The organism is Acinetobacter sp. 826659 (genome assembly GCF_000588515.1).
In the GTDB taxonomy this organism is placed as follows: domain Bacteria; phylum Pseudomonadota; class Gammaproteobacteria; order Pseudomonadales; family Moraxellaceae; genus Acinetobacter; species Acinetobacter pittii.
In genome coordinates this window covers 62725-88007 of sequence record NZ_JFYD01000010.1, presented here as the reverse complement: position 1 = coordinate 88007, position 25283 = coordinate 62725, and the positions used below count along the sequence as shown (strand labels likewise).

Here is a 25283-nt window from a genome sequence, read left to right as displayed (position 1 = left end):
TTATAATGCACTTTTTAAAGTTTTCTGATGACGTTTCACAGATCGAGCATATTTTTTTGCTTTGTGTCGTGTCCAGAAGCTTCGCTCATATCCAGTCGGTCCCACATTATAATAAGCTGTTGCTTTGAACCAACTATCAGCTGACTGATAATAGTGATTTAAGATATAAGCCCCACATTGGATATTAGTAGTTTCATCATACAAATTCCCAGCACAAGTTTGTTGCCAATAACTTGGAATAATTTGAGTTAAACCGACGGCGCCAGTAGGAGAGCGAGCGTTACTATTGTAACTAGACTCTTGCCTGATGACTGCTGCGAGTAAAAGAGGGGGGACATTATATTGGTCAGCACTTTGAATAATCATTGGAGATAGCCGATTGGCTGTGCTCGCTGGAACAGAATAAGCTTTTTGTAAGCCAGACGAGAGTTTATTTGAGCGCCAAGAAAATGAGCCACTGTTAGGCCCTAAGCTTGTACACCCTGTCATTATTATCATTAAAGCAATAATAAAAAATTTGAGGCTAAGACGGTGTAATTGTGATGGTTCAAAATGATCTTGAGCTAAAGATGAGGTAAGCAAAATACAAAACCAATAATCAAATTTTAAATGAAATGATGGTATTCAGCCGTACTTATCAGATCAATATAAGTTCTGTTGCTCAGCACATCTAAAAAGTAAGAATTTTGTATAATTAAAATGAAAAAACCCCGACATCCTGTCGAGGTTTCTTCGTATTCAGCTTTATGTAGCTAACTCCTGTCAACTACCGCTTCCTGCGTTCTTATTCTTCTTCAATGAGACATCCTGTCTCTCTATGATTTATATACTATGAAAAAATACTAAAGCTGAATATCCGCAAATCACCGCAAGTTTTGTACGTTTTAACTTACAGGCGTATTTTTTCAACTTTCTTAAATATGATGTCGACTAATTTCTGGGCTATAGGAGCACAAATCAATACTCTTGGGAAAGCTAATATCCATGCAATGATCCAAGCCGATAACCATAATGAAACAAAGTGATGATTTAGCCCTACAGCCTTGAAAGTTGAAATACCTGAAACTATAAAAGACATCATTCCTGATAAAATTAAGAGGAATAAAAGTTTCTGTGCTTTCATGGCCTTATATTCCTTGATAAGCATTTAAGGTCAATGCAAAATTTTCTCCAAATTGTTGAGCAGTTTTAATATCTCCTTCATCAAAACCATCTGCATTACTGCCAGGTTCAGCTTGAGCCATTAAGCCTGACCATGAACCGAGACGATTGGCTGCTTGCGTATAAGGAATGCCTTGGTGCTGTTCAGGCATGATTGGATTACCGACCCATAACATGCCGTGTTGCATACAAAAGGTGAAAATCGAAATTAACGTCGATTGTTTATCACCAGCAGGAAGAGATGAAACGGTAAATCCAGCCGCTAATTTTCCTTTAAAACTTTGTTTTTTCCATAATGGACCAGTTGCGTCCATGAGTTGTTTTAACTTGGAAGATACACCACCTAAATAAGTGGGGGATCCCCAAATTAAGCCGTCATATTGGATGAGAATTTCTGGGCTGTTGATAATATCTTCAGTATTGAGTAAATCTGCTTTCATATTTTTATGGCTCAAAATACCAGTTTGAATTTGCTGAGCAATAAATTGGGTGTGACCTTGGCGGCTATGGTAAATAATGGCAACAGTTTTCATGAGCAGTCTCCGCTTTATTTAAATTTGAAATAGTTTTGCAGTGAGATATAAGCCACAACCAAAAACACTATGGTTCATCAAACTTTTTAGACAGTTCAAAAAAGGATGAAGTGTTTTTGATGAAGCAAAGCCACTACCCATCGCAGGTTGCATAATAAAAAATGGAATGAGGACGGTGACTACACCAAACATTAGAGCTGAGTAAAACTGAGGATGGCTAAGCCAAGTTGAACCAATAATGAAAAGAAAACTCAATGCAAAGATAATCCCAACACTATAGTGAGCAATCCAACCCAATAAATATTCGCCCTTAATTTGAGGGCTTTTTGCAATAGATTGATGGATGAGTTTCCCTTGAAATATCCAACCAACCCAGCGGCCGAGGAAGGCAAAATTTAAGGTCGGAATTTTGAACATCTTTAATATTAATAGCCAGATATCCATAAATATAGTTGCACCAATACCAAGACATAAAGCTTGAAAGAACAACGTAGAGATATTCATTTTTACACCTTGCTTTTATACGTATGAAACGTGATAAATTTATTGTGCAAGTTCAAGTTCACTTGAAGTCAAGAGGCTATTATGGATATTGGTGAAGTTGCTAAAAAGGCAAAAGTCACAACTGCAACGCTACGCTTTTATGAAGAGAAGGGGCTAATTAAGTCGATTGGGCGGCAAGGCTTACGTCGACAATATGGCAAGCAGGTCATTGATCAATTGGCATTAATCTCTTTAGGTCGTGCTGCGGGTTTTTCCTTAAATGAAATCGCAACAATGTTTGGGCAAGATGGTAAGCCTGAGCTTGACCGGCAAAAATTAAAAGATAAAGCTGAACAGTTAGAGCAAATGGCAAAGCGATTGCATTTTATCAGCCAAGGATTAGAACACGCTGCTGTATGTCCTGCCGAAAATCATATGGAATGTCCAACTTTCCAAAAATTTTTAAAAGCAGCAATTGCTGGAGAATATCAACCAACAAAACTTTAAGCAGTTTTTAGCGAAGAGGTCTAATTTTTGAGGTTGTATTAAATAGTTGGTCTTGTCATATTTTCGCCATAAAGATTTCATCTTTTTGAAGTAAAAACTTCATATAAGCTTGATTAAATTTGCTTAATTTTTTACCAACTGTATAAAACCATGAGCAAAAAAACATTAGCGGTATTATTATGCTGTGCCAGTTTAGGATTGGCGGCATGTAATGATGATAACGACCAAGAACAAACTTCACCTACTGAAACCGTTACCGAACCAACCTTAATTTCTTTTGCTAAATTACCTGTAGAAACTTATGCTGCTGGTCCAGACTCTGGTGCATATGTGAAAGGTGCAAATGGAATTTATCCTCCATTTAAAGGTCAACCTGTACAAGGCTTTTCTGCTGCATTAAAAAATGAAGATGGCAGTTATATGGCAATGGCCGATAACGGTTTTGGAACTCAAGATAATTCAGCAGACTTTTTACTTCGTATTTATAAAATAAAGCCGGATTTCAAAACTAAAGCTAAAGGCACGAGCCAAGTTACTGTACAAAGCTTTATCCAACTGCGTGATCCGAATAAATTAATTCCATTTAATATCGTGAATGGTGATACAGCTGAGCGTTTATTAACGGGTGCTGATTTTGACCCAGAGTCGATGCAGCGTACTAGTGACGGGACCTACTGGATTGGAGATGAGTTTGGACCTTATTTACTTCATTTTTCAGCAGATGGCGTGTTATTAGATGCGCCGATTGCTCTGCCAAATCCGTTAAATCCGACTCAAGAATTACGTTCACCACAAAATCAATTTAATAAAGCGCAAATTAATTTTGTAGAACCTCTAGTTCAGCAAAGTGGTGGTTTTGAAGGAATGGCAATTTCGCCAGATGGACAGTATCTTTACCCACTTGTAGAAAAGCCAATTAAGTCAATTCGAGAAACGGAAAGACAATTATTGATTTCTCAATTTGATGTGAAGAAAAAAGCGTATACAGGGAAATATTATTGGTTCCAGCTAGACAGCAAGGCAACCAATATTGGTGACTTCCAACTCTTTAATGATAAAGAAGGGATCATTATTGAACGTGATGCCACCCAGAATAATTTAGGCGGCTATAAAAAATTAATTCGTATTAAATTGAATGAGTCAGGCCAGCTAGTAAGCCGTGAAGATTTAGTTGATTTAATTAAAATTGCTAACCCGAATATGCTGTATGGCACAGCTAGAGCAGGTGATATTGGTACGGGACAGGCTTTTGCTTTCCCATTTGAAACCATTGAAGATGTGATTATTGAAAATGCTACAACTCTTACCGTTTTCAATGATAATAATTTCCCTGGTTCTACAGGACGTAACGCAAAACTGGCTGACGATAACGAGATTATTCAAATTCGTTTGCCAAAAGCTTTGTTCTAAGCTCTATAAATAAAAATTAAAACTGTGGCGGATTTTGATCCGCCGTATTTATTCTAAGAATAAAATATTGAATAAACTTTAATCAAATTAATTTCTATATTGTTGTTTTCGCATGTTTTATAAACAGGGAAAATGAATGAAATTCATGTTAAAATGATCGGCTTTCATCTTTAGATGTCTCTCCTTCATCTGCTAGCCGAGATTCGCAAGCCATGTCTACTGCCTACACCATGCAAACTGCGCCAAAAGCGTTGTTTGATTACGACAAATATTGGGCGTCGTGTTTTGAACCAGCGCCATTTTTGCCGATGTCACGAGAAGAAATGGACCAACTCGGCTGGGATGCTTGTGACTTTATTTTAGTCTGTGGTGATGCTTATATTGACCATCCATCATTTGTATCGGGTGTGATTGGACGTGTGCTTGAGGCACAAGGTTTCCGTGTCGGAATTATTGCGCAGCCAGACTGGACCAATGTTGAAAGCTTCCGCGTTTTAGGTAAGCCAACAATTGCTTGGGGTGTAACCGCAGGTAATATGGATTCGATGATTAACCGTTATACGGCAGATCGTAAAATTCGTTCGGATGATGCTTATTCTCCAAATAATGAACCAAATAAACGTCCAGACCGTGCAGCAACAGTTTATTGCCAACGTTGTCGAGAAGCTTTCCCTGATGTACCTGTGTTATTGGGTGGTATTGAAGGCAGTTTACGCCGTATTGCCCACTACGATTATTGGTCAGATAAAGTCCGTCGTTCGATTTTGATGGACTCAAAAGCCGATTTGCTCATGTATGGTAATGGTGAGCGTGCCATTATTGATGTGATGCATCGCTTGGCTAAAGGTGAAAAAATCCACGAGATTACAGACGTCCGTGGTACAGCATTTATTATTAATAAACATAACAAAGCATCAAAAGCAAAGTTTGTTGAAGTTGCGAGTAATGATGTAGATACGGTTGGGCGTGTTGATCCAATTATTAACCCATATGTCATGACAGAAGATATTGATGGCTGTGAGGTTGAAAAAGAAAAGGGTAACTCTTTAGCTCAGTATCAAAATTTCCAAAAAGAGATTGTTGCAAATCCGATTGTGCGTGAAGGCGATAAACTTGATGACGACACTCAAATCGTTCAATTAAAGCCAGCACCGTCAAAAGCAATTAAACACAAATTACCACCACGAGAGTTGGCGGTTATTCGCTTACCTTCTTTTGAAGAAGTGGCAAATGATCAAGTGCTTTACGCACATGCAAACCGTATTTTGCACCTTGAAACTAATCCAGGTAATGCTCGTGCGTTGGTGCAACGCCATGGTGAACGTGATGTGTGGATTAACCCACCTCCAATTCCTCTAACTACAGAAGAAATGGACTATGTGTTTGATCTTCCATATGCACGTTTGCCACATCCTACTTATGGTGATGCGCGTTTCCCTGCATTTGATATGATCAAATTCTCGGTCAACATTATGCGTGGCTGTTTTGGCGGCTGTACATTCTGTTCGATTACAGAACATGAAGGTCGTATTATCCAAAACCGTTCGGAAGATTCGATCTTACGTGAGATTGAAAAAATCCGTGATACGGCACCAAACTTCACCGGTATTATTTCAGATTTAGGTGGCCCAACAGCAAACATGTACCGTTTGCACTGTAAAGATCCTGAAATTGAGAAAAACTGTCGTAAACCTTCTTGTGTATATCCGGGTGTTTGTCAAAACTTACATACGGATCATGCACCTTTAGTACAGCTTTACCGTAAAGCCCGCGCTATTAAAGGGGTGAAGAAGATTCTGATTGGGTCAGGTTTACGTTATGACCTTGCCGTACTCAACCCTGAATATGTAAAAGAACTAGTACAACACCATGTTGGTGGTTATTTAAAAATTGCTCCTGAACATACCGAACAAGGCCCGTTATCTAAGATGATGAAACCGGGTATTGGTACGTATGATCGTTTCAAACAAATGTTTGACCGTTTCAGTAAAGAAGCAGGTAAAGAGCAATATTTAATTCCTTACTTTATTGCTGCGCATCCGGGTACTTCAGATTATGACATGATGCACCTTGCAATTTGGTTGAAAAAGAATGGTTTCCGTGCCGATCAGGTACAGACTTTTTATCCATCACCAATGGCAACTGCAACAACCATGTATTATTCGGGCAAGAACCCGCTTGCTAAAGTCGCTCGCTATACTGAAAAAGTTGATATTGTAAAAGGTGAAAAACGCCGTCGTCTGCATAAAGCTTTCTTGCGTTATCATGATCCAAACAACTGGCCATTACTCCGTGAGGCCCTAAAAGAGATGGGTCGCGCAGATTTAATTGGTAATTCGAAGCAGCATTTAATTCCGACTTATCAGCCAAAAGGCACGGAAGGGGAATATAAGTCTGCTCGTAAGAAAAATTCGTCTACAGCAGGTGATTCAGTTAAACGAAATAACCAGCAAACGAATAATCATTCGAATCAAAAGCGTCCACAAAAAGGACAGGTTCTAACGCAACATAATGGTTTGCCTCCTCGTGAAACTGGAGAAAAAAGACCGTTTGATGGGAAAAGCAAACCTAAATCCAAAGTTCGTGGATAATGATAAAACAGGCTCTTAAATAGAGCCTGTTTTGTTTTTTATGACTCTATTTAAATCGTATAATGAGATTTTTGAGGATTTAAAGTACAAAAAACGTAACGAATAATGATAAATAGCCAAAATCTGACGAGCTGCACTTGATTGTTATTGATTCTATGATTATAAATAATGTGAGGGTGGCTAAATTTAAGCCAAGCTTGATAACTACAAGTGAAATTACTAAGTGAACCTTTTAAAAAACGGCTGTGTCGTTATCAATTAAAACAAAGTGTGATCTAGCAAAATCATTATAAAAAACTTAAAGGATTAGGCCCATGTATTATTTAATCACGATCTTATTATTATTTTTGGTTGTTGTTATGGCAGTGAAAAGTCTGTCACGAAGGCATCAACATGACAGTGCTTTAAAGCGCCGTGCGGTGTTAACTAGTCATGAGCAAATGACCTTAACCAGACTACAAACTGTTTTGCCCAAATTTACCGTATTAGCGCATGTATCTTTTGATGCACTTTTAACTACAAAATACGCGCATACACGTCGTAAATATCAAAATATGTCAGCTGATTTTGTTGTGCTTGATCAAAATTATCAGGTAGTTGTAGTTGTTGTTCTTGGGGAAAATGGTTTACGCCGAGCGCATCAACAATATGAGCGTCGCCTATTACAATTGGCTGGCTATCGTGTGCTTCATTATAGCAGTGTGCCTGATTATCATGACTTAAGAAGAGACTTATTGAGTCCTGAATCAGAATTAGCAACTTTGCATGCGACACCCCAGCTAGAAAGAATGTCAAACGCTTTTGTGAAGCCTTAAAAATTCGACATTAGCAGAATTGATCTGAGAGCTCATTTAAGAAGATTTGAATAAAATGCTGAAATTCAAAATTTTAAAATTACTAAAAAATTGAGCAATATCACCCAAGATATTGCTCAATTTTACATGGATTTATAATTATAAAAATTATGGAAGTACCGCAACAACCGTCATTTCTACCAGTACATCTGGCGCATAGAGTTTTGATTCTACACATGTACGTGCTGGTGGATGTCCTTCGCTAATCCATGCATCCCAAACCGCATTCATAGCTGCATAATCTTTTTCAATATCTTTTAGGAAAATCATGACAGAAAGGATATGGGTTTTATCTGTTCCAGCTTCTGCCAATAGACGGTCAATATTATTTAAAGTTTGTTGAGTCTGCCCTGTAACATCTGCGCTTGTATCGTCTGCGAGTTGTCCTGCTAAGTGGACTAAATTACCTGAAATCGCGACTTCGCAGTAGCGTGAAGTAACGTGTAAGCGTTTTACCGTCATAAAAATGCTCTAATGTGGTTTTATTTAATAGTTTTGATTTTATGAAGAGTTGCTAGGTCGGTGCAAGCAAGTGCAAAAGAATTTCAGTAGATTATTGTTGTGATTTATAAGAATGGGCAAGCTCCATGTACTTTAAGTGCCCTGTAATATTCGGATTTGGTCGTCACGCCAATCACAGGACGATATGCCGAAAGTAAAGGTTGCTTTGGCATGTTGCAAATACATGGGTAATGAATATGCGTTGATTAGGTTACTCTAAAGTTTGGGTAAAAGGGAGCCTATTTTGTTCAAAAGTTGCTCTTTCGAGTAAAAATTAATCAGTCACCAGAGGTTAAGCTGGAAGTCATCAGCTTGCGTTTGTAATTGATAAACTCCTATACCAATCAGGCGAAACTGGAAATGTTCGGGAATCTGCATTTCATTTAATAATAAAAATAAAACTTGGATTAAGTCCTGTAGCGACTGGATCGGTCTTTTAAAGCTTTTACTATGTTGTAAAGTCTGAAAATTCTTGAGTTTAAGTTTGATATTCACACCACGTGCATTGAGCTGTTTTTTCTCTAATGTTTGCCACACTTTTTCGGCTAATCCCTGCCAATAGGGCTGACATTGAGCCAAAGTAAAATCACTGTCAAAAGTGGTCTCTTTCGAAATTTGTTGGCGAGCTCTTTCAGCTTGAACAGGTCTATGGTCAATGCCCTGAGCATATAGATAGAGTTGTTGTCCATATTTACCGAAGTGGTGAACCAAAATAGCTTCTTCAATTTTCTGTAAATCACCCAGCGTATGTAGCTGTAGCTGTTGTAATTTTTCCTGAGTGACTTTGCCTACACCAGGAATCTTTTTAAGCGGAAGGTCTTGAATAAAAGTAGCAACTTGCGAAGGTTTGATTACACATAAACCATTAGGTTTGTTCCAGTCGGAAGCAATTTTTGCCAAAAACTTATTTGGTGCCACCCCAGCCGATGCAGTAAGCCCAGTTAATCTAAAAATATCTTCTCGAATGTGCATAGCAACTTCAGTTGCACTCGCAATGTGTTTTAAATTTTCAGTGACATCCAAATAAGCTTCATCCAAAGATAAAGGCTCAATAAGTAGCGTATATTGCTGAAAGATCGAGTGAATTTGAGCGGAGACCGTACGGTATTTTTCAAAATTTGGTTCAATAATGACAACTTGAGGACATAGTTTTCTTGCCTGACTCATCGACATGGCAGAACGCAAACCAAATTCACGGGCAGGGTAGGAGGCAGCAGCAATCACAGCTCGCGGGTGATGCGAAGAAATAACGACGGGAAGATGCTTTAGATCAGGACGCTCTCGTAATTCGACCGATGCATAGAAGGCATCCATATCGATATGAATGATTTTGCGCATATTATTGTGCTTTCACGATGCCTTGCTGCTGTAAAAAATGATGCCATTCTTTGACTGAACCCTCATAAACATTTAAGTCTACTGGTTTTGTCATGCCTTCAATTTTACCTTGATTACTATGTTGCCAAAAGAGCCATTTTCTTTTGTCTTTCAGCTCAGGTTTTCCTTCGTAATCTCTAACCCAAAGCGGTGTATTAGGAAAACTTCCTATTAATACAATGTGGTAAAAAGTTTTGGAAATATAAAAGATGGGCTGTTTGCCATAGTGCTGTTTTAAGCGGTCATGCATGATGCCTATTTCTTTAAGTAATTGTTCTTTGGTGTGCGCATTAATACAGTTACCGTCATATTCTAGATCGATAACAGGAGGAAGGGCATCGGCTTTGTTGGGTACAGTCGCAATAAAGTTATCTGCTTGCGTCTTACCATCACGGCATAGACGATAAAAGTGATAAGCGCCTACATGAAACCCATGTTCACGTGCTTTGAGCCAGTTTTCCTGAAATTTTGAATCTTTGTAATCGCCGCCTTCAGTCGCTTTTAAATAGACGAATTGGAATTTTTCCGGTGATATTTTTTTCCAGTTAATATCACCTTGATGATGAGAAACATCGAACCCTTGCACTGGATAATCCTGCGCAACAGCTTTTTGTTGATAGAACAGACCAAAATAAGCTAAGACTCCCATAACACAAGCTAAGCCAATTCCGATTAGGGTATCGTGCCGTGATGTGAAAAAAGTTTTAGCCAGTTTGCTCATTCAAAACTCGTTAAAATTTGAAGTCGACATCATAGCGTGATTCGCGAGCGAGAAACCATGTTAAAAATGCAACCGCTTATACAGACGTATCCTTTGGAATTTGCCAGAAAATAAAAGCAGTAATGACATTGATACAACCGAGACAAATGAGAGTGACATGGAATGCAGTGGTTACATGAGCTGGGCCATAATAATTGGTAAATACGTTAATGAGGGTACCTGCCAGTGCAACACCAATACTCATTGATAGCATCATGATCATCGACAAGAAACTATTACCGCTACTCGCATCTTGTTGAGGCAAGTCTTTCAAGGTTAATGTATTCATGCCAACAAATTGCAGTGAATTTAATGTGCCAAACAAGAAAAAGTGCAAGGCTCTAAACCAAGTTGGAGTATCGACGGTCATGATTGCAAAAGAGGCAATACATAATCCAACGAGTGTTGTGTTGATGAGTAAAAAACGTCGGTAGCCAATTTTTTGAATAATAGGTCTGACAATTGGCTTTGAAAATAATGAGCCCAAGACCAAGGGAATCATCATTAAACCTGCAATAAAGGGTTCAAAACCAAAAGCAACTTGTAGCATGAGTGGTAAAACAAAAGGCAAAGCATTACCACCAAAGCGAGCAAAGAAATTACCTAAAATACCAATTGCGTAAATTTTGTTTCTAAAGAGTCGGCTACGAAATAATGCATTTTGATGAGTATGTGAATGATAGGCATACCAAAGCGTTGCTATTATTCCGACGACTAATAATGAAATGCTAAACCATTTTGAATATTCAGGTGAGGCTAGATGTTCGATCCCTAAAGACCAGCCAATCATGGCCACTACTAATAAGATGAAACCGCCCAAATCAAATGTTTTGACCGAGGGTTCTTTTACATTCGGCATGACTTTTAGTGTCATTAATATGCCAAGTATGCCCATAGGAATATTAATCAGGAAAATCCAATGCCAAGTTGCAACTTCAACCAACCATCCGCCCAAAGTTGGACCAGCCAAAGGCCCGAGTAAACCCGCAAGGCTCATTAAGCTCATCGCAGCTAAGAACTGAGTTCGAGGAATAATTTTTAAAAGTGATAATCGGCCAACAGGGAGTAATAAGGCGCCGCCTATGCCTTGGATGACTCGGAAAAATAACAGCTGATTGAGACTTTGTGAAAGTCCACATCCTAAAGAAGCCAGAGTAAAAATGACGATTGCCGACAAGAAAATATTTCTGACACCAAAGCGGTCTGCTAACCAGCCACTTAAAGGAATACAGGCAGCAACCGATAATACATAGGCCACCACTACACTGTGCATGCGTAAAGGATCTTCATTTAGATGATGAGCCATCGCAGGAATAGCAGTATTTACAATGGTTGTGTCCAAGGCCTGCATAAAAAAGCCAATAGAAACCAAAAGAACGAGTAAGCGATATTCGGGTTGCAAGGCTTGGTGAGTCGGCGTGGCATTCATAACATTTGAAAATTAACGTTTTGGTCTAGTGTAAAACAAATTGAATTTAAAAGAAGTAAGCCAATGTTGAATACCCCTTTACTAAATCTGAGTTCTTTTGAAGGTAGAGGTGAAAATAGTTAAAACAAAAAAAGCGGCAGAACCGCTTTTTTAAATAGAATAGGTGGACAACTAGACAACAAATCTTTTTGGCATTTTTAAGTTTTTAATGACGTTATAAATTTGATCAACATCATCACATACAATTAATTTAGCTCGATGTTGAAGGGGAAGGAAACCTTCTTGAACTGCATGGTCTAATTGGGCAATAAGTGCGTTATAAAAGCCATTTACGTTATATAAAATCATGGGCTTTTGATGTTGGTTGAGTTGGCCCCAAGTGGCTATTTCCAATATTTCTTCAAATGTTCCTAAACCACCCGGCAACGCAATAAATGCACTTGCACGTTCTGCCATCATGGCTTTACGTTCATGCATGGTTTCTACGACATGTAATTCAGTTAGGCCTGCATGTGCGACTTCATAATCAAGCATAAATTCAGGGATCACACCGACAGCTTCTCCGCCGTTTGCGAGAACGCTCTCTGCGACTTGTCCCATTAAACCGATACTGGCACCGCCATAGACTAATCCAAAGCCTTGTTCAGCGATTCCATGAGCAAGTTCAATTGCTTTTTCTCGGTAGATTGGGTTATTTCCTGCACGTGAACCACAATATAATGCAATAAGAGGTTGTTTTGTTTTTACAGCTGTTATTGGTGAATCATTTACTGCCATTGTTAATACGCTATTCATTGTTTTATTTTTACCTTATCACGTTCATATTTCTTGTCTACAGTAAGCAAAAGATATGACAACTTTATAAGCAGATTTATAAGAAAGATTCATGTTTTGTATGGGTTTGGTGAACGCTGGTCATGAACAAATAAAAATGATGAATTTATGTTAAATCTTGCCTATACTAAAAATTCGTTTAACAACATATGAACAAATATGGGTAGTGGTTGTAGTCGCTCCGTTTTAATTTCTTGTCTTAAAAAAACATTTTCCCCCCTTTGTATAGGCGCGCCTGTTGTGTTGCCAAATAAAGATAAAATCCAAACAACACAGGAGCAGGATCAATGATCTTTGAATGGATGTCTGATCCCTCTGCTTGGGTGGGTTTAGCAACTTTAATCGTTCTTGAAATTGTATTGGGGATCGATAACCTCGTTTTTATCGCGATTTTGGCTGAGAAATTGCCGCCAGAGCAACGAGCTAAAGCACGTATAGTCGGTTTGGTACTCGCATTAGGAATGCGCCTTGTACTCTTAGCCTCGATTGCTTGGGTCGTGACACTGACTGAGCCACTCTTCCATATTTTTGATCATCCATTCTCTGGTCGTGATTTGATTTTGTTATTCGGTGGTGTGTTCTTATTATTTAAAGGCACCATGGAATTGCATGAACGGATGGAAGGGAAACAACTTCATAAAGAAGATAATCCTGTTCATGCTGCATTCTGGATGGTTATTGTCCAGATTGTTGTGCTTGATGCTGTATTCTCGTTAGACAGTGTGATTACAGCTGTAGGTATGGTGAAAGAGCTGTCAGTCATGATGGTTGCGGTTGTTATTGCTGTCGGAATCATGTTGTGGGCATCAAAACCACTCATGGATTTTGTCAATAAACATCCAACAGTTGTCATTCTATGTCTTGGCTTCTTGATGATGATCGGTTTTTCTTTGGTGGTGGAAGGCTTTGGTTTCCATATTCCGAAGGGCTATTTATATGCTGCAATTGGCTTCTCGGTTTTGGTAGAAGTTATCAATCAGAGCATGCGTCGCAATCAGGAAAAGCTAGTTACCACTACAGACTTGCGTTATCGCACTGCCTCTGCGGTTTTACGTATGTTAGGCAGTAAAAATAGTAGTTCTTCAGATACTCAATCTTCTGATAAAGAAGATGTATTAGCGACGCAAGCTTTTGCTGATGAAGTTTTTGACGAAGAAAATGGTGCTTATCACAGTGTACTTGTACAAGGTGTGCTTGGTTTATCAGAGCGTCCTGTAAAATCTGTTATGACTCCACGCCCTGAACTTGAGTGGATTGACTTAGACGATGAACCTGAAGTTTTAAAAGAACGTTTAATGTCGATGACACACTCACGTTTGATCGTTGCACGCGGTGAACTTGATAATATTGAGGGTATTGCACTTACGCATAAAGTTTTAAACAATTTTATTGAAACAGGTGTAATTGATTTCCAAAAGCATCTACGTGAACCTGTGATTGTGCATGAAAATGCTCAAGTGCTTATGGTGATGGAGCAATTGCGTCAAGCACCTTTACAAATGGCTATCGTATTAAATGAATATGGTTCCATCGAAGGTATCGCAACACCAATTGATATCTTAGAAGCAATTGCTGGCGAATTCCCTGATGAAGATGAGTTAGACGCTGCTGCTGAAAGCTTGGCAGATGGTTCATTAATGCTTGAAGGTTCAACTGATATTCGCCATGTATCACTTTTATTAGGTCGTGATCTCGTTGACGAAAGTGAACAGTATTCAACTTTATCGGGCTACTTGTTATTCCATTTAGGCCGTTTACCGGAAAATGGTGAAGCTGTTGAGGCAGACGGTTATCGCTTTGAAGTGATTACGATGGAAGGTCATAAAATTGAGAAAGTTCATATTGTTTCTATCGAGCAAGATGAATCAAAAGATTAAATGACGTTTTAAGTCTAGAAACATCATAAAATAGCTCAACTCTGAGCTATTTTTTATTTGAGAAACACCAAATGATCCAACAAACTTGTCCATGTGGAAAAGGCAGCTATACACAATGTTGTGAGCCTTTACATTTAGGCACAGCCAAAGCACTAACGGCAGAGCAGCTTATGCGTTCACGTTATAGCGCTTTTGCATTACAGCAAATCGATTATATTGTGCAAACGACTGCTTTAGGTCAGCAAACAGCACTAGATAAAGATGCCATCGCAGAGTGGAGCAAACAAAACCAATGGTTGGGTTTAGAGGTGGTTAATGCCAACGAAAAATTAGATAAAACCCACGCACAGGTTGAGTTTAAGGCTCACTATCATGATGGACAAAAAGCCCAAATTCATCATGAGGTTTCACATTTTGTTTATCACCAGCAAAAATGGTTTTTCCTCGACCCAACGGTCGATATGCACGTCACAATGAAACAACCTTGTATATGTGGTTCAGGAAAAAAATTTAAGCAATGCTGTGCACAATTTCTGTAAGTTTATCTTAAAATACGCCCACTGTTTGGCCTGAGGGAAAGGGCGATGTTACTCACCGTTATTTATATTATTGCGATTACTGCGGAAGCCATGACAGGTGCATTGTCTGCTGGTCGACGGAGTATGGACTGGTTCGGTGTCGTACTGATTGCCTGTGTGACTGCTTTAGGTGGTGGTTCGGTGCGAGATGTATTGCTTGGTCACTATCCTTTAACTTGGGTAAAACACCCTGAATACTTGGTTCTGACCTGCTGTGCTGCATTTGTCACGATTATTATTGCCAAATGGATGCGTCATTTACATAACATCTTTTTGGTGCTCGATGCTTTAGGCTTGATTGGTTTTACGATCATTGGTTGCCAGATTGCCTTACAAATGGGACATGGTTTTGTCGTATCGGCAGTAGCTGGAGTGTTGACTGGAGTATCTGGTGGTATTTTACGTGATATTTTATGTAACGATGTCCCGTTCGTTTTCCGCCGTGAACTCTATGCGAGTATCTCTTTTGTGGCAGTCATTTGTTACTGGGTTTGTCAGGATTTAGGATTAAGCCTAGAGTTAACCGTTATTTCAACTTTAATTTTTGGCTTTACGTTACGTCTGATTGCAATCTATTTTGGCTTAGAAATGCCTAAATTTATTTATAAAGACGATGATGCAGAATCGGCTTCTTCAACCGACGAACATTAATCATGCAGAATTCGATGTGAGCATGATATAACAATTAAATATATTGTCTTGCTCACTTATTTTTTCCAGTAGAGTTTTTCCTATGGATCTGGTTTCACGTATACAAAATCTTCCAATTGGCAAATTTCACTACACATTACTGTGGGTGGTTGGTTTAGGTTGGATGTTTGATGCGATGGACACAGGGATCATTGCTTTTATCATGACAACGCTTGTTAAAGACTGGGCATTAACACCAGCCGAAAGCGGTTGGATTGTGAGTATCGGTTTTGTAGGAATGGCTATTGGAGCTGTTTGCTCAGGAGCTTTAGCAGACCGCTTTGGCCGAAAGACAATATTTGCAGTTACCATGGCCATCTATAGTATTGCGACTGCGTTATGTGCTTTTGCCCCTGATCTAAAGTGGCTATTAATTTTTCGGTTTATTGTTGGGTTGGGGCTAGGTGGTCAATTACCTGTAGCAGTCACGCTGGTCAGTGAATATGTGCCTGCTCATGTTCGTGGAAGATTTATCGTTCTACTTGAAAGTTTTTGGGGATTAGGCTGGTTGGTTGCTGCGCTCATTTCTTATTTTATTATTCCTAAATTTGGATGGCATATTGCCTTTCTTATAGGCGGTCTTCCACTTATTTATATTTTAGTGATTTGGAAAAAAGTCCCTGAGTCGATACCGTATTTGATTAATCGTGGCCGTATCGAAGAAGCGCATGCACTGGTACAAAAACTAGAAGCCGAAGCATGTGTGCAAATTGTTCACCATATTGAAGTCGTGCCTGTGGCGATGCGACAAAAAGTTTCATTTAAACAGCTTTGGAGTGGTCAATTTGCTCGTAGAAGCTTAATGCTTTGGCTCATCTGGTTTGGAATTGTTTATTCCTACTACGGGATCTTTACGTGGCTGCCAAGTTTATTAGTGAAACAGGGCTATGACATCGTTAAATCTTTTGAATATGTTTTGCTTATGATTTTGGCGCAGCTACCAGGTTACTTGGCAGCAGCATGGTTTGTAGAGCGATTAGGTAGAAAAATTACACTCGCTGCATTTATCGGGTTTTGTGCCTTGTCTGCATTTTTCTTTGGAAAAGCCGATAGTGTAAATAGCATTATGTTTTGGGGTTGTCTCATGTCCTTCTTTAATTTGGGTGCATGGGGAGTGTTATATACCTATACACCAGAACAATATCCGGCCAATATTCGGGCTTTTGGTTCGGGCTGGGCATCGGCAATGGGCCGTTTAGGTGGAATTTTGGCGCCGATAGTCGTGACACATATGATGGTTTCCAAAAATGGGTTTAGCCATGTTTTTATGATGTTTACTATTGTTTTACTTTTGGTTGCAGCTGTAATTTTAATATTAGGTGAAGAAACCCAAGGTAAAAGACTAGAGTCGATAGGTCTCTAGTTTGCCTAACTTTATAGCAAGTAACTAAAAATATAGAGAGATGAGACATAATTTGACGCTCAGGTGACAGAGTCCCTCTTGTGTCTGTAACATAGCCCACTTAGCATAAGACTCACTTAAAATAACGACTGATTTGGAAGATAAGCTGACTATGACCAGCCTTGCGCATCAAGCGACAGAAAACCGCTCTGTAGCCGAATTTACTGAACAGGCTTACCTAAATTATGCCATGTACGTCATCATGGACCGTGCATTGCCACATATCAGTGATGGCTTAAAACCTGTACAGCGCCGTATTGTCTACGCCATGAGCGAGTTGGGCTTAAAAAGCAGTGGTAAGCCAAAAAAATCGGCCCGTACTGTAGGTGATGTACTAGGTAAATATCATCCGCATGGTGATTCGGCATGTTATGAAGCCATGGTGTTGATGGCTCAGCCGTTTAGTTATCGCTATCCTTTGATTGAAGGTCAAGGGAACTGGGGTTCACCAGATGACCCTAAATCCTTTGCAGCGATGCGTTATACCGAAGCAAAACTTTCTGCCTACAGTGAGTTATTACTAAGTGAGTTAGGACAAGGCACGAGTGAATGGCAAGATAACTTTGACGGTTCATTAAAAGAACCGATTACCTTGCCAGCACGAGTTCCTAATATTCTGCTGAATGGTACAACTGGTATTGCGGTTGGCATGGCGACCGATATTCCGCCACATAATTTGCGTGAAGTGGTTAAAGGAACAATTGCCTTAATTCGTAATCCGCAAACATCAGACGAGAAATTGGCTGAGTATATTCCAGCGCCGGATTTACCAACAAAAGCTGAAATCATTACGCCGCCAGAAGAATTGCTTAAAATCCAGACGACTGGACGTGGTAGTTACCGCATGCGAGCGGTTTATACTATCGAAAAAAATGAAATCGTGATTACCGAATTGCCGTATCAAGTATCGGGTTCTAAGGTGATCACTCAAATTGCCGACCAAATGCAGGCCAAAAAGCTACCATTAGTGGTGGATGTGCGTGACGAGTCGGATCATGAAAACCCAACACGACTCGTGATTGTACTTCGTTCTAACCGTATTGATGCTGAAGCGGTTATGAGCCACTTATTTGCGACTACCGATTTAGAATCAAGCTATCGCGTTAATTTAAACATGATTGGTGAGGATGGTCGTCCTCAGGTTAAGTCAATTCGTCGTATCTTACTTGAGTGGATTGAGATCCGTAAAAAAACGGTTACTCGCCGTTTGGAATATCATTTAAACCGAATTGAAAAACGCCTACATATTTTGGCAGGCCTTTTAATTGCTTATCTCGATATTGATACGGTTATCCGTATTATTCGTGAAGAAGATCAGCCTAAACCTGTATTGATGGATCATTTCAAAATTGATGAGATACAAGCAGAAGCAATTTTAGAACTCAAGTTACGCCATTTAGCAAAACTTGAAGAGATGGAAATCCGTCAAGAACAGGATGAGCTCTCAGCAAAAGCAGCGATTATTCGTGAACAATTAGAAAACCCAGAATCTTTAAAGAACCTGATTATTGGCGAATTAAAAGAAGACGCGAAAAAGTTTGGTGACGAACGCCGTTCTCCAATTGTCGCACGTGCTGAAGCTGTTCAAATTAGAGAACAAGATTTAATGCCGGCTGAAGCAGTAACGGTAGTTTTATCTGAGGCGGGATGGATTCGTGCTGCAAAAGGTGCGGATGTTGATGCAGAGAATTTAAACTATCGTGCTGGTGACCAATATTTAAGCCATGCGGTGGGCAAAACCAATCAACGAATTTATTTCCTTGATGAGACAGGGCGTAGTTATGCCTTGCCTATTAGCAGTTTGCCATCAGCAAGAGGTTTAGGCGAGCCATTAAGTTCGAAACTTGCTCCTGCAAGTGGAGTCGCGTTTATTCAGATCTATTTAGATGATGAAGAGTCAGAACTTATTGCTGCTAGCTCATCAGGTTATGGCTTTAAAACTCAAGTCAAACAGCTAGATACCAATGCCAAGGCAGGAAAAAGCTTCTTGTCGGTACCTGAAAAATCAAAAGCGCTACCGTTAATATCTGCCCAAAACATGACACATTTGGCTGTACTCAGCTCAGCAGGTCGACTCTTGATTATTGATTTGTCAGAACTGCCAAATTTAAATAAGGGTAAAGGTAATAAGTTGATACAACTTGAAGCGAAAGAGCAGATTTTATCCATGACAACCCTGAACTTAGATGAAATAATTCAGGTGGTTGCAGGTCAACAACATCTAAAACTAAAAGGTGATGATCTACAGAAATACATGGGTAAACGAGCTTCAAAAGGTCACCTCTTACCACGTGGATATCAAAAAGCAAATAAACTGTTGATTCAGAGATAAAGCTAGCGTCGGGCAACATAAATACGCTATATATGGCAATAAGTTCAAGCAATGAACTGAACTTATTGGTATTGGATAACGATTAAAAGGGCAGCAATTTGGAGTACGCAATTTGTACTCCATGCAAAAAATTTGGCAGGGTCAAATTGTCAAAACTTCTGTCTCATAATCTTGTTCGAAAGTGTCATGAATGTGCCAATAAGTTTTAAATATGTTCTGGCACCAAGAAGCTAAAGAATAGCTGGGGCATTGAATAACAGTTATTACTAAGGATTACGAATCGGAGATAATGGCATTATGGAAAAGATTTGGTTTGCAGAATACCAAAAAACAGGGATTCCAGAAACAGTAGCATTGCCTGCGGAAAATACCTCTCTTGTTGATATTTTTGAGAGTAATTTCCAAAAATTTGGTTCTCGTGATGCCTTTATCTTTATGGATAAAGCGATGTCATTTAACGAGTTGGAACTTGCAAGCCGTAAGTTCGCGACCTATTTGCAAAATTTGGGGTTAGCAAAGGGAACTCGTGTGGCAGTGATGATGCCAAACGTATTGCAATATCCTGTAGTTGCATTAGCTGTGTTACGTGCAGGCTTAGTATTAGTGAATGTAAACCCACTTTATACTGCGCGTGAGCTTGAGCATCAATTAAATGACTCGGGTTCAGAAGTGCTCGTTATTATCGAAAACTTTGCCAGTGTTTACCAAAGCATTTTAGGTAAAACTCCTGTGAAGCATGTTGTAGTTGCGACAGTAGGAGATATGCTTGGTACGCTTAAAGGTACATTAGTAAATTTTGTATTACGTAAAGTACGTAAGCAAATTCCTGCTTGGAATATTCCAGGGTACGTTAAATTTAATACAGCATTAAATAAAGTAAGTCCGAGTAATTATAAGCGTCCAAATTTAACTTTAAGTGATACTGCCGTGCTTCAATATACGGGTGGTACTACAGGTGTTTCAAAAGGTGCGGAATTAACACATCTTAATTTGGTTGCCAACCTTTTACAGTGTGATGGTATCTTCCAAAGTAAATTTGGTGCAAATGATGGTGCTAAAGGCGACCGTATTGTTTGCGCATTACCGCTTTATCATATTTTTGCGTTCATGGTTTGCGCGATGTACGGTATGTATAAAGGTCAGGCAAATATCTTGATTCCAAACCCACGTGATTTACCAGCGGTAATTAATGAATTACGTAAATATCAGCCATCATTCTTCCCAGCAGTAAATACATTATTTAATGCTTTAGTAAATAATGAAGAATTTAAACAACTTGACCATAGCAATCTAAAAATGGCGATGGGTGGTGGTATGGCAGTTCTACCTTCTACAGCAGAAGCGTGGAAGAAGATTACTGGTACAACCATTATTGAAGGTTATGGTTTGTCTGAAACTTCCCCGGTAGCGACTGCAAACCCTCCTGCATCTACTGAATTTAGCGGCACAATTGGTATTCCATTACCTTTAACAGAAGTTGCTATTTTAGATGATGACGGTAAAGAAGTTGCCTTAGGTGAGCAAGGTGAAATCTCTATTCGTGGTCCTCAAGTCATGAAAGGCTATTGGAAGCGTCCTGATGAGACTGCGAAAGTCATGACTGCAGACGGTTTCTTCCGTACCGGTGATATCGGCGTTATGGATAGCCGTGGATATACTAAAATTGTAGATCGTAAAAAAGATATGATTTTGGTTTCTGGCTTTAACGTTTATCCAAGCGAAATCGAAGAAGTTATTGCTAAACATCCAAAAGTATTGGAAGTTGCAGCAATTGGTGTTCCTGATGAAAAATCGGGTGAAGTGCCAAAACTATTTATCGTGAAAAAAGACCAAAGCTTAACGACTGAAGAAATTTTGAACTTTGCTAAAGAAAACTTAACCGGTTATAAACGCCCTCGTTATGTTGAGTTTATGGATGAATTACCTAAATCAAACGTAGGCAAAATCTTACGTAAAGACTTACGTAAGCCAGCCTAAAAAGTTAATAAAAAAGCGCCTTAGGGCGCTTTTTTTGTTTTTACATTTTGTTGTGGCTCTTCATAAACCAGCGGTCTATGTAAGGACGACCAATTCCTACCATCCCAACAAAAACTAGCATTGTGCCCAATTGCAAACGCAAATGAGTTAAATCGAGCTGACCATAACTTAAATAATTATCTGCTAGGCAATATAGGGTAATCACAATTAACCAATGCCATAAAGGAAGTCGTTTAATACCGACTGCAATAAAAGTAATTGTTAAAATAACAAAGGTGCCCAGTGTCGATTGCCAATTTAGATTTGCACAAATCACACTCAATAAAAAAGCGACAATAGGAAGTACGATTTTTAATATACGGTCTACCTGAAGTTGATTTTGTTTTTGCTTCTCTAAGACGTCAAACAATTCTTTTTGATCAGGTTGTTGCATATATGGCCCTATTAATCAGTGATGACAAGTGATTGCATAAAATTTCAGGTAAAAACGCAATGTTATGATAGCATGATCAACAGTATTTTCAGTGATGGATGGCACTATGCAGGGCATCAGCGGCATTATCTATATTATTTTAGTGGCATGTTTGCTGCCATACGCATTTACCGTAATTGCAAAATTTACAGGTGGTTTCCAGCCCGTCGATAATCAAAATCCGAGAGCTTTTTTGGCTAAAACAACAGGCCTTGCTGCTCGCGCTAATGCTGTACAACAAAATAGCTTTGAAAGCCTACCTTTATTCTTAACTGCTATTTTAATGGCTGAATATATGGTTGTTCCAGAATATTTTATTCTGAGATTAGGCTGGGCATATATTATTTTAAGAGTTATTTATGGCATCTGCTATTTAAGTAACTGGGCAACTTTACGCTCGATTGTTTGGTTCTTATCGATATTGTGTCCAATCTTTTTACTTGTGGTCACGATAAAACTGACTTGAGTGTCATTCTGTCATCATTCATATCAACTTTCGCGTGTGCCCATTGTATAATCGGCATCATTTTGATGATATCCACGCTATAATCGAGTGGATTTTACATCTGACTTCATAACGAAAGAGTATTGATATGAGTTACAGCAATATCCCAGCAGGTAAAGATGCGCCAAATGACATCTATGTCATCATTGAAATTCCTGCAAATGCAGCACCAATTAAATATGAAATCGATAAAGATTCTGATGCATTGTTTGTAGACCGTTTCATGGGTACAGCAATGTTCTATCCAGCGAACTATGGCTATGTTCCAAATACTTTGTCTGAAGATGGCGACCCATTAGACGTACTTGTTGTAACTCCACATCCTGTTGCTGCTGGTTCTGTAATTCGTTGCCGTCCAGTGGGCAAATTAAACATGGAAGATGACGGTGGTATTGATGCGAAATTAATCGCTGTTCCACACGAAAAATTATCTCCACTTTACAAAGACGTGAAGGAATATACAGATCTTCCTCCGTTATTGATTAGCCAAGTTGAGCATTTCTTCAGTCACTATAAAGATTTAGAACCAGGTAAGTGGGTAAAAATCAGTGGTTGGGAAGGTGCTGATGTTGCTAAAGCAGAAGTATTAAAAGCAATTGAAGCTGCTAAATAAGCTTTAATTTATAAGCTCAGAATGCCTTAATTGATATTTTGAGCTTAATAAAAAAACCTACATCTGTTGCCAGACGTAGGTTTTTTTTATGCTTGATAGATTTGTGAATTAGAATAATTTCACAGGAATATCAAGGAAGATACGCCATTCGTTCGTATCACCGATGTAAGCATTGGTTTGATAAGCATCGCTTGCACGGTAGTATGAGTTACGAATACGAAGGCTTGCATCTTTAGCAAAACCACTTTGAACTGTATATTTCACTTGGTTAAAGAACTCACGTTCCTCAGCATCATCAGTTACATTTCTAACTTTGATATCCCAACCGTATACAAATGCAGTTGTCCAGTTTAGACCAGGTAATACGCCTAACTTGCCAAAGTCGAGGTTATATTGGATTTGTGCAGATTTTTCATCATTACCGATGAAGTCAGACAAATAAGAGTTTGGCAAATAAATACTTTGGCCGCCGTCAGCATTTTCACCGTAGTCATAACCGACATTACCACTGTTTTGTTGGTATGCTAACATTACACTATGAGGGCCAGTTGCATAAGTTCCTGAAATTGCCCAAATGTTATTAGTCTTTTCTTCGCCTGCTTTACCATTATCAGCATAATCTGGTGCTACAAATCCAGTTGCTGAATAAGTGCGGGCATTTGCGTCAAACTTAGTATGATAACCACTGAAATCGTAAGTTAATGAGCTGTCATTAGCCAATGGTTGTTTATAGTTTACATTAACGTAGTGACGTTCAAGTTTATCTTTACTATCTAAACCATAGTAAGATGCATTTAAATTATCATCAAACTTGTATTTAGCACCCCAAACAATTGCACGGTCAAGACGACGACCATCTGTGTTCACTTGGTCCGAATATTGGTTCTTAGTGAATTTACCAGCAATTACTTCTAAATCTTTAATTTCATGGCTCGTTAATAAAGTACCAGTAAAGTATTCAGGTACTAAACGAGCTGTGTTACTTGCAAGAACAGGTAGGTCGAGTACTTGAGTACCGTAACGTACTGTTGTGTTCGAGAAACGTGCTTTTACGTTACCGCCACCACGAGCCCAGTGATCATAAGCATCACCAGAGTTTTCTTTACCGTTCAATGTTTCGCGTGGAATCATGTTATTACCAGCGTTATTATTTTCGCCGATCTTAAATGAACCGTCACCAACAACGCCTACACCGAAGCCAACAATACCAGGGGTAAAGCCAGAATCAATATTTACGATTGCTGTTTGAGCAAATGAACTGGTGTCATCTACGCCATTTTTTTTGTCACGGCTGATGTAACCTGTACGGAAGAGAATAGAACCGTTCGCATCTTCAACAAATCCTTTTGCCTCACTTTGCTCGCTTGCCTGAGCTGAGGAAATTATTGCCGCAGAAATGAGAACTGCTAATGTAAGTTTTTGTGCTTTTAGCATATTTAAAGAACCTCATAAAAACGATAAATCCTGTGCCTTGTTATTGTTCAGAGCCTAGGATTTCCATCAATTGTATAAGTAATCTGTAAAAAAGATATATTTTTGTTCATTTTATTTTATATATGCTATGCAGGATTTGATTAATGTGGTAGGGGTTATTTAACAAATTTATAATTCGTCTTTTATACTTAATTTATTGTTTAAAATAAAAAAAGTAATTTAATTTTTAGTGGATTTTTACCATTTATTTTGTATTTAAAGTTAAAAAAATTGTTGATTCTTGTGTTCATTTTTTACTCTTTTTTGTTGGATATGTTTACTTTTTAATCTTATTTTAAGTTTCTTTTTTCATCACTTTTATTTTTATACCCTTTAAATTGTTACTATATAACGTTATTTTAAAAATGGAATGTACAAAAATAGATCACTACAGGCGGTTAACAAAATATGTTTAGGTTGATCAAATTTAGTGCAATACGTTGCTTGTATTTTGTGCACTACTCTTTTTATCCATATTATTGCTTAAAAAAGACCCAAAATAGTACATCTACTTTAAACAAGTAATAAATAAACAAATCCAATGAGTAGAAATGCGCAATCACAGATCATTACAAGCACTGTCCTCCAGAAATTTACATACTTTTTATATCTCTCCTCTAAGATTAAATAGAAAATTTATGTGCAACAAATGAATACTTCTCACCTCGCTCATTAATTTCCGATAAGGGGTTTTCGTATGTTTAGTATTTTTTTTCGCATAAGAATTTTATTTTATCACAATGTTTTTTATAGATATTTTTTTATAAAAATTACAGAGAAATTTTATAATAAAGTGAGTTTGATCTCAAAATTAATGAAGAGCACTGATAGCAAATTTGTACTTGGCACAGCAATTGCTAAAGCTCAAGTAACACAATTTGTTTAATTCCTATAAATCGTGCGTTCATTGTGGGGGAGATCAAA

24 protein-coding genes and 1 pseudogene are annotated in these 25283 nt (G+C 38.6%); 14 read left to right on the top strand and 11 right to left on the bottom strand.

Going from position 1 to position 25283, the window contains the following annotated elements:
* The 4 genes from J663_RS17490 to J663_RS17475 all read right to left on the bottom strand — a co-directional run bounded on the left by J663_RS17490 (position 1) and on the right by J663_RS17475 (position 2198).
* A complete protein-coding gene (locus J663_RS17490) occupies positions 1-582 on the bottom strand; it encodes a lytic transglycosylase domain-containing protein (RefSeq protein ID WP_214287875.1) in 582 nt (193 codons plus the stop codon).
* Positions 583-889: 307 nt separating this feature from the next.
* Positions 890-1123, bottom strand: coding sequence for a DUF2798 domain-containing protein (locus J663_RS17485; RefSeq protein ID WP_033851292.1), 234 nt, complete (start codon positions 1121-1123; stop codon positions 890-892).
* Between the two features lie 4 nt (positions 1124-1127).
* Positions 1128-1694, bottom strand: a complete 567-nt coding sequence (locus J663_RS17480; RefSeq protein WP_033851284.1) for a flavodoxin family protein — start codon at positions 1692-1694, stop codon at positions 1128-1130.
* A gap of 18 nt (positions 1695-1712) precedes the next feature.
* The gene (locus tag J663_RS17475; protein WP_033851282.1) at positions 1713-2198 is read right to left on the bottom strand and encodes a DUF2938 domain-containing protein; all 486 of its coding nucleotides are present in this window, start codon (positions 2196-2198) and stop codon (positions 1713-1715) included.
* 81 nt (positions 2199-2279) lie between these two features.
* On the opposite strand from J663_RS17475, the gene J663_RS17470 reads away from it, so the two are divergent.
* From J663_RS17470 to J663_RS17455, 4 genes are all read left to right on the top strand, one after another.
* Entirely contained in the window at positions 2280-2684 is a 405-nt protein-coding gene (locus J663_RS17470) for a helix-turn-helix domain-containing protein (RefSeq protein ID WP_033851280.1), read from the top strand.
* A 150-nt stretch (positions 2685-2834) separates the two neighbouring features.
* A complete protein-coding gene (locus tag J663_RS17465; protein WP_033851279.1) occupies positions 2835-4094 on the top strand; it encodes an esterase-like activity of phytase family protein in 1260 nt (419 codons plus the stop codon).
* 212 nt (positions 4095-4306) lie between these two features.
* Entirely contained in the window at positions 4307-6685 is a 2379-nt protein-coding gene (locus J663_RS17460; protein ID WP_033851277.1) for a YgiQ family radical SAM protein, read from the top strand.
* A 314-nt stretch (positions 6686-6999) separates the two neighbouring features.
* Positions 7000-7500 (top strand): DUF2726 domain-containing protein, encoded by a 501-nt coding sequence (locus tag J663_RS17455; RefSeq protein ID WP_017385843.1) that lies wholly within the window; start codon positions 7000-7002, stop codon positions 7498-7500.
* 147 nt (positions 7501-7647) lie between these two features.
* On the opposite strand, the gene J663_RS17450 is transcribed toward J663_RS17455, so the two are convergent.
* A complete protein-coding gene (locus tag J663_RS17450) occupies positions 7648-8001 on the bottom strand; it encodes a RidA family protein (RefSeq protein ID WP_033851275.1) in 354 nt (117 codons plus the stop codon).
* A gap of 200 nt (positions 8002-8201) precedes the next feature.
* Between J663_RS17450 and J663_RS19225 the strand changes: the two are divergent.
* Positions 8202-8318: pseudogene (locus J663_RS19225) on the top strand (hypothetical protein).
* A gap of 4 nt (positions 8319-8322) precedes the next feature.
* Here the strand turns inward: J663_RS19225 and dinB are convergent.
* From dinB to J663_RS17430, 4 genes are all read right to left on the bottom strand, one after another.
* On the bottom strand, positions 8323-9378 hold the full coding sequence (dinB, locus tag J663_RS17445; RefSeq protein ID WP_033851274.1) for a DNA polymerase IV: 1056 nt from the start codon (positions 9376-9378) through the stop codon (positions 8323-8325).
* A gap of 1 nt (position 9379) precedes the next feature.
* Positions 9380-10138, bottom strand: a complete 759-nt coding sequence (locus J663_RS17440) for a GH25 family lysozyme (protein ID WP_032005806.1) — start codon at positions 10136-10138, stop codon at positions 9380-9382.
* Between the two features lie 76 nt (positions 10139-10214).
* Entirely contained in the window at positions 10215-11606 is a 1392-nt protein-coding gene (mdtD, locus tag J663_RS17435) for a multidrug transporter subunit MdtD (protein WP_033851272.1), read from the bottom strand.
* Between the two features lie 171 nt (positions 11607-11777).
* Positions 11778-12401 (bottom strand): TIGR00730 family Rossman fold protein, encoded by a 624-nt coding sequence (locus tag J663_RS17430; RefSeq protein WP_002062375.1) that lies wholly within the window; start codon positions 12399-12401, stop codon positions 11778-11780.
* A gap of 326 nt (positions 12402-12727) precedes the next feature.
* Here J663_RS17430 and J663_RS17425 point away from each other — a divergent pair, with 326 nt between their 5' ends.
* From J663_RS17425 to J663_RS17400, 6 genes are all read left to right on the top strand, one after another.
* Complete coding sequence (locus J663_RS17425) at positions 12728-14317, top strand: TerC family protein (protein ID WP_002121643.1); 1590 nt, start codon at positions 12728-12730, stop codon at positions 14315-14317.
* Between the two features lie 71 nt (positions 14318-14388).
* Positions 14389-14856: a YchJ family protein gene (locus J663_RS17420; RefSeq protein ID WP_005804012.1), complete on the top strand. Its 468-nt coding sequence runs from the start codon at positions 14389-14391 to the stop codon at positions 14854-14856.
* 45 nt (positions 14857-14901) lie between these two features.
* Entirely contained in the window at positions 14902-15546 is a 645-nt protein-coding gene (locus tag J663_RS17415) for a trimeric intracellular cation channel family protein (RefSeq protein WP_002121256.1), read from the top strand.
* 82 nt (positions 15547-15628) lie between these two features.
* The gene (locus J663_RS17410) at positions 15629-16948 is read left to right on the top strand and encodes an MFS transporter (protein WP_033851269.1); all 1320 of its coding nucleotides are present in this window, start codon (positions 15629-15631) and stop codon (positions 16946-16948) included.
* Between the two features lie 151 nt (positions 16949-17099).
* Positions 17100-19319, top strand: coding sequence for a DNA topoisomerase IV subunit A (gene parC / locus J663_RS17405; RefSeq protein ID WP_033851268.1), 2220 nt, complete (start codon positions 17100-17102; stop codon positions 19317-19319).
* A 297-nt stretch (positions 19320-19616) separates the two neighbouring features.
* Entirely contained in the window at positions 19617-21296 is a 1680-nt protein-coding gene (locus tag J663_RS17400) for a long-chain-fatty-acid--CoA ligase (protein WP_002121274.1), read from the top strand.
* Positions 21297-21336: 40 nt separating this feature from the next.
* Here the strand turns inward: J663_RS17400 and J663_RS17395 are convergent, their stop codons facing one another.
* The gene (locus J663_RS17395) at positions 21337-21729 is read right to left on the bottom strand and encodes a hypothetical protein (protein ID WP_033851266.1); all 393 of its coding nucleotides are present in this window, start codon (positions 21727-21729) and stop codon (positions 21337-21339) included.
* Between the two features lie 106 nt (positions 21730-21835).
* Here J663_RS17395 and J663_RS17390 point away from each other — a divergent pair, with 106 nt between their 5' ends.
* Both J663_RS17390 and ppa read left to right on the top strand, forming a co-directional pair.
* Entirely contained in the window at positions 21836-22234 is a 399-nt protein-coding gene (locus tag J663_RS17390; protein ID WP_002121258.1) for an MAPEG family protein, read from the top strand.
* A 127-nt stretch (positions 22235-22361) separates the two neighbouring features.
* Complete coding sequence (gene ppa / locus J663_RS17385; RefSeq protein WP_002121243.1) at positions 22362-22886, top strand: inorganic diphosphatase; 525 nt, start codon at positions 22362-22364, stop codon at positions 22884-22886.
* Positions 22887-22994: 108 nt separating this feature from the next.
* Here ppa and J663_RS17380 read toward each other — a convergent pair whose 3' ends face one another.
* Positions 22995-24320 carry an OprD family outer membrane porin gene (locus tag J663_RS17380; RefSeq protein ID WP_033851265.1) on the bottom strand — a complete coding sequence of 442 codons (1326 nt, stop codon included), beginning with the start codon at positions 24318-24320 and terminating at the stop codon, positions 22995-22997.
* Positions 24321-25056: 736 nt separating this feature from the next.
* Between J663_RS17380 and J663_RS17375 the strand changes: the two genes are divergently transcribed.
* Positions 25057-25245 (top strand): hypothetical protein, encoded by a 189-nt coding sequence (locus tag J663_RS17375; protein ID WP_033851263.1) that lies wholly within the window; start codon positions 25057-25059, stop codon positions 25243-25245.
* Positions 25246-25283 lie beyond the last annotated feature (38 nt).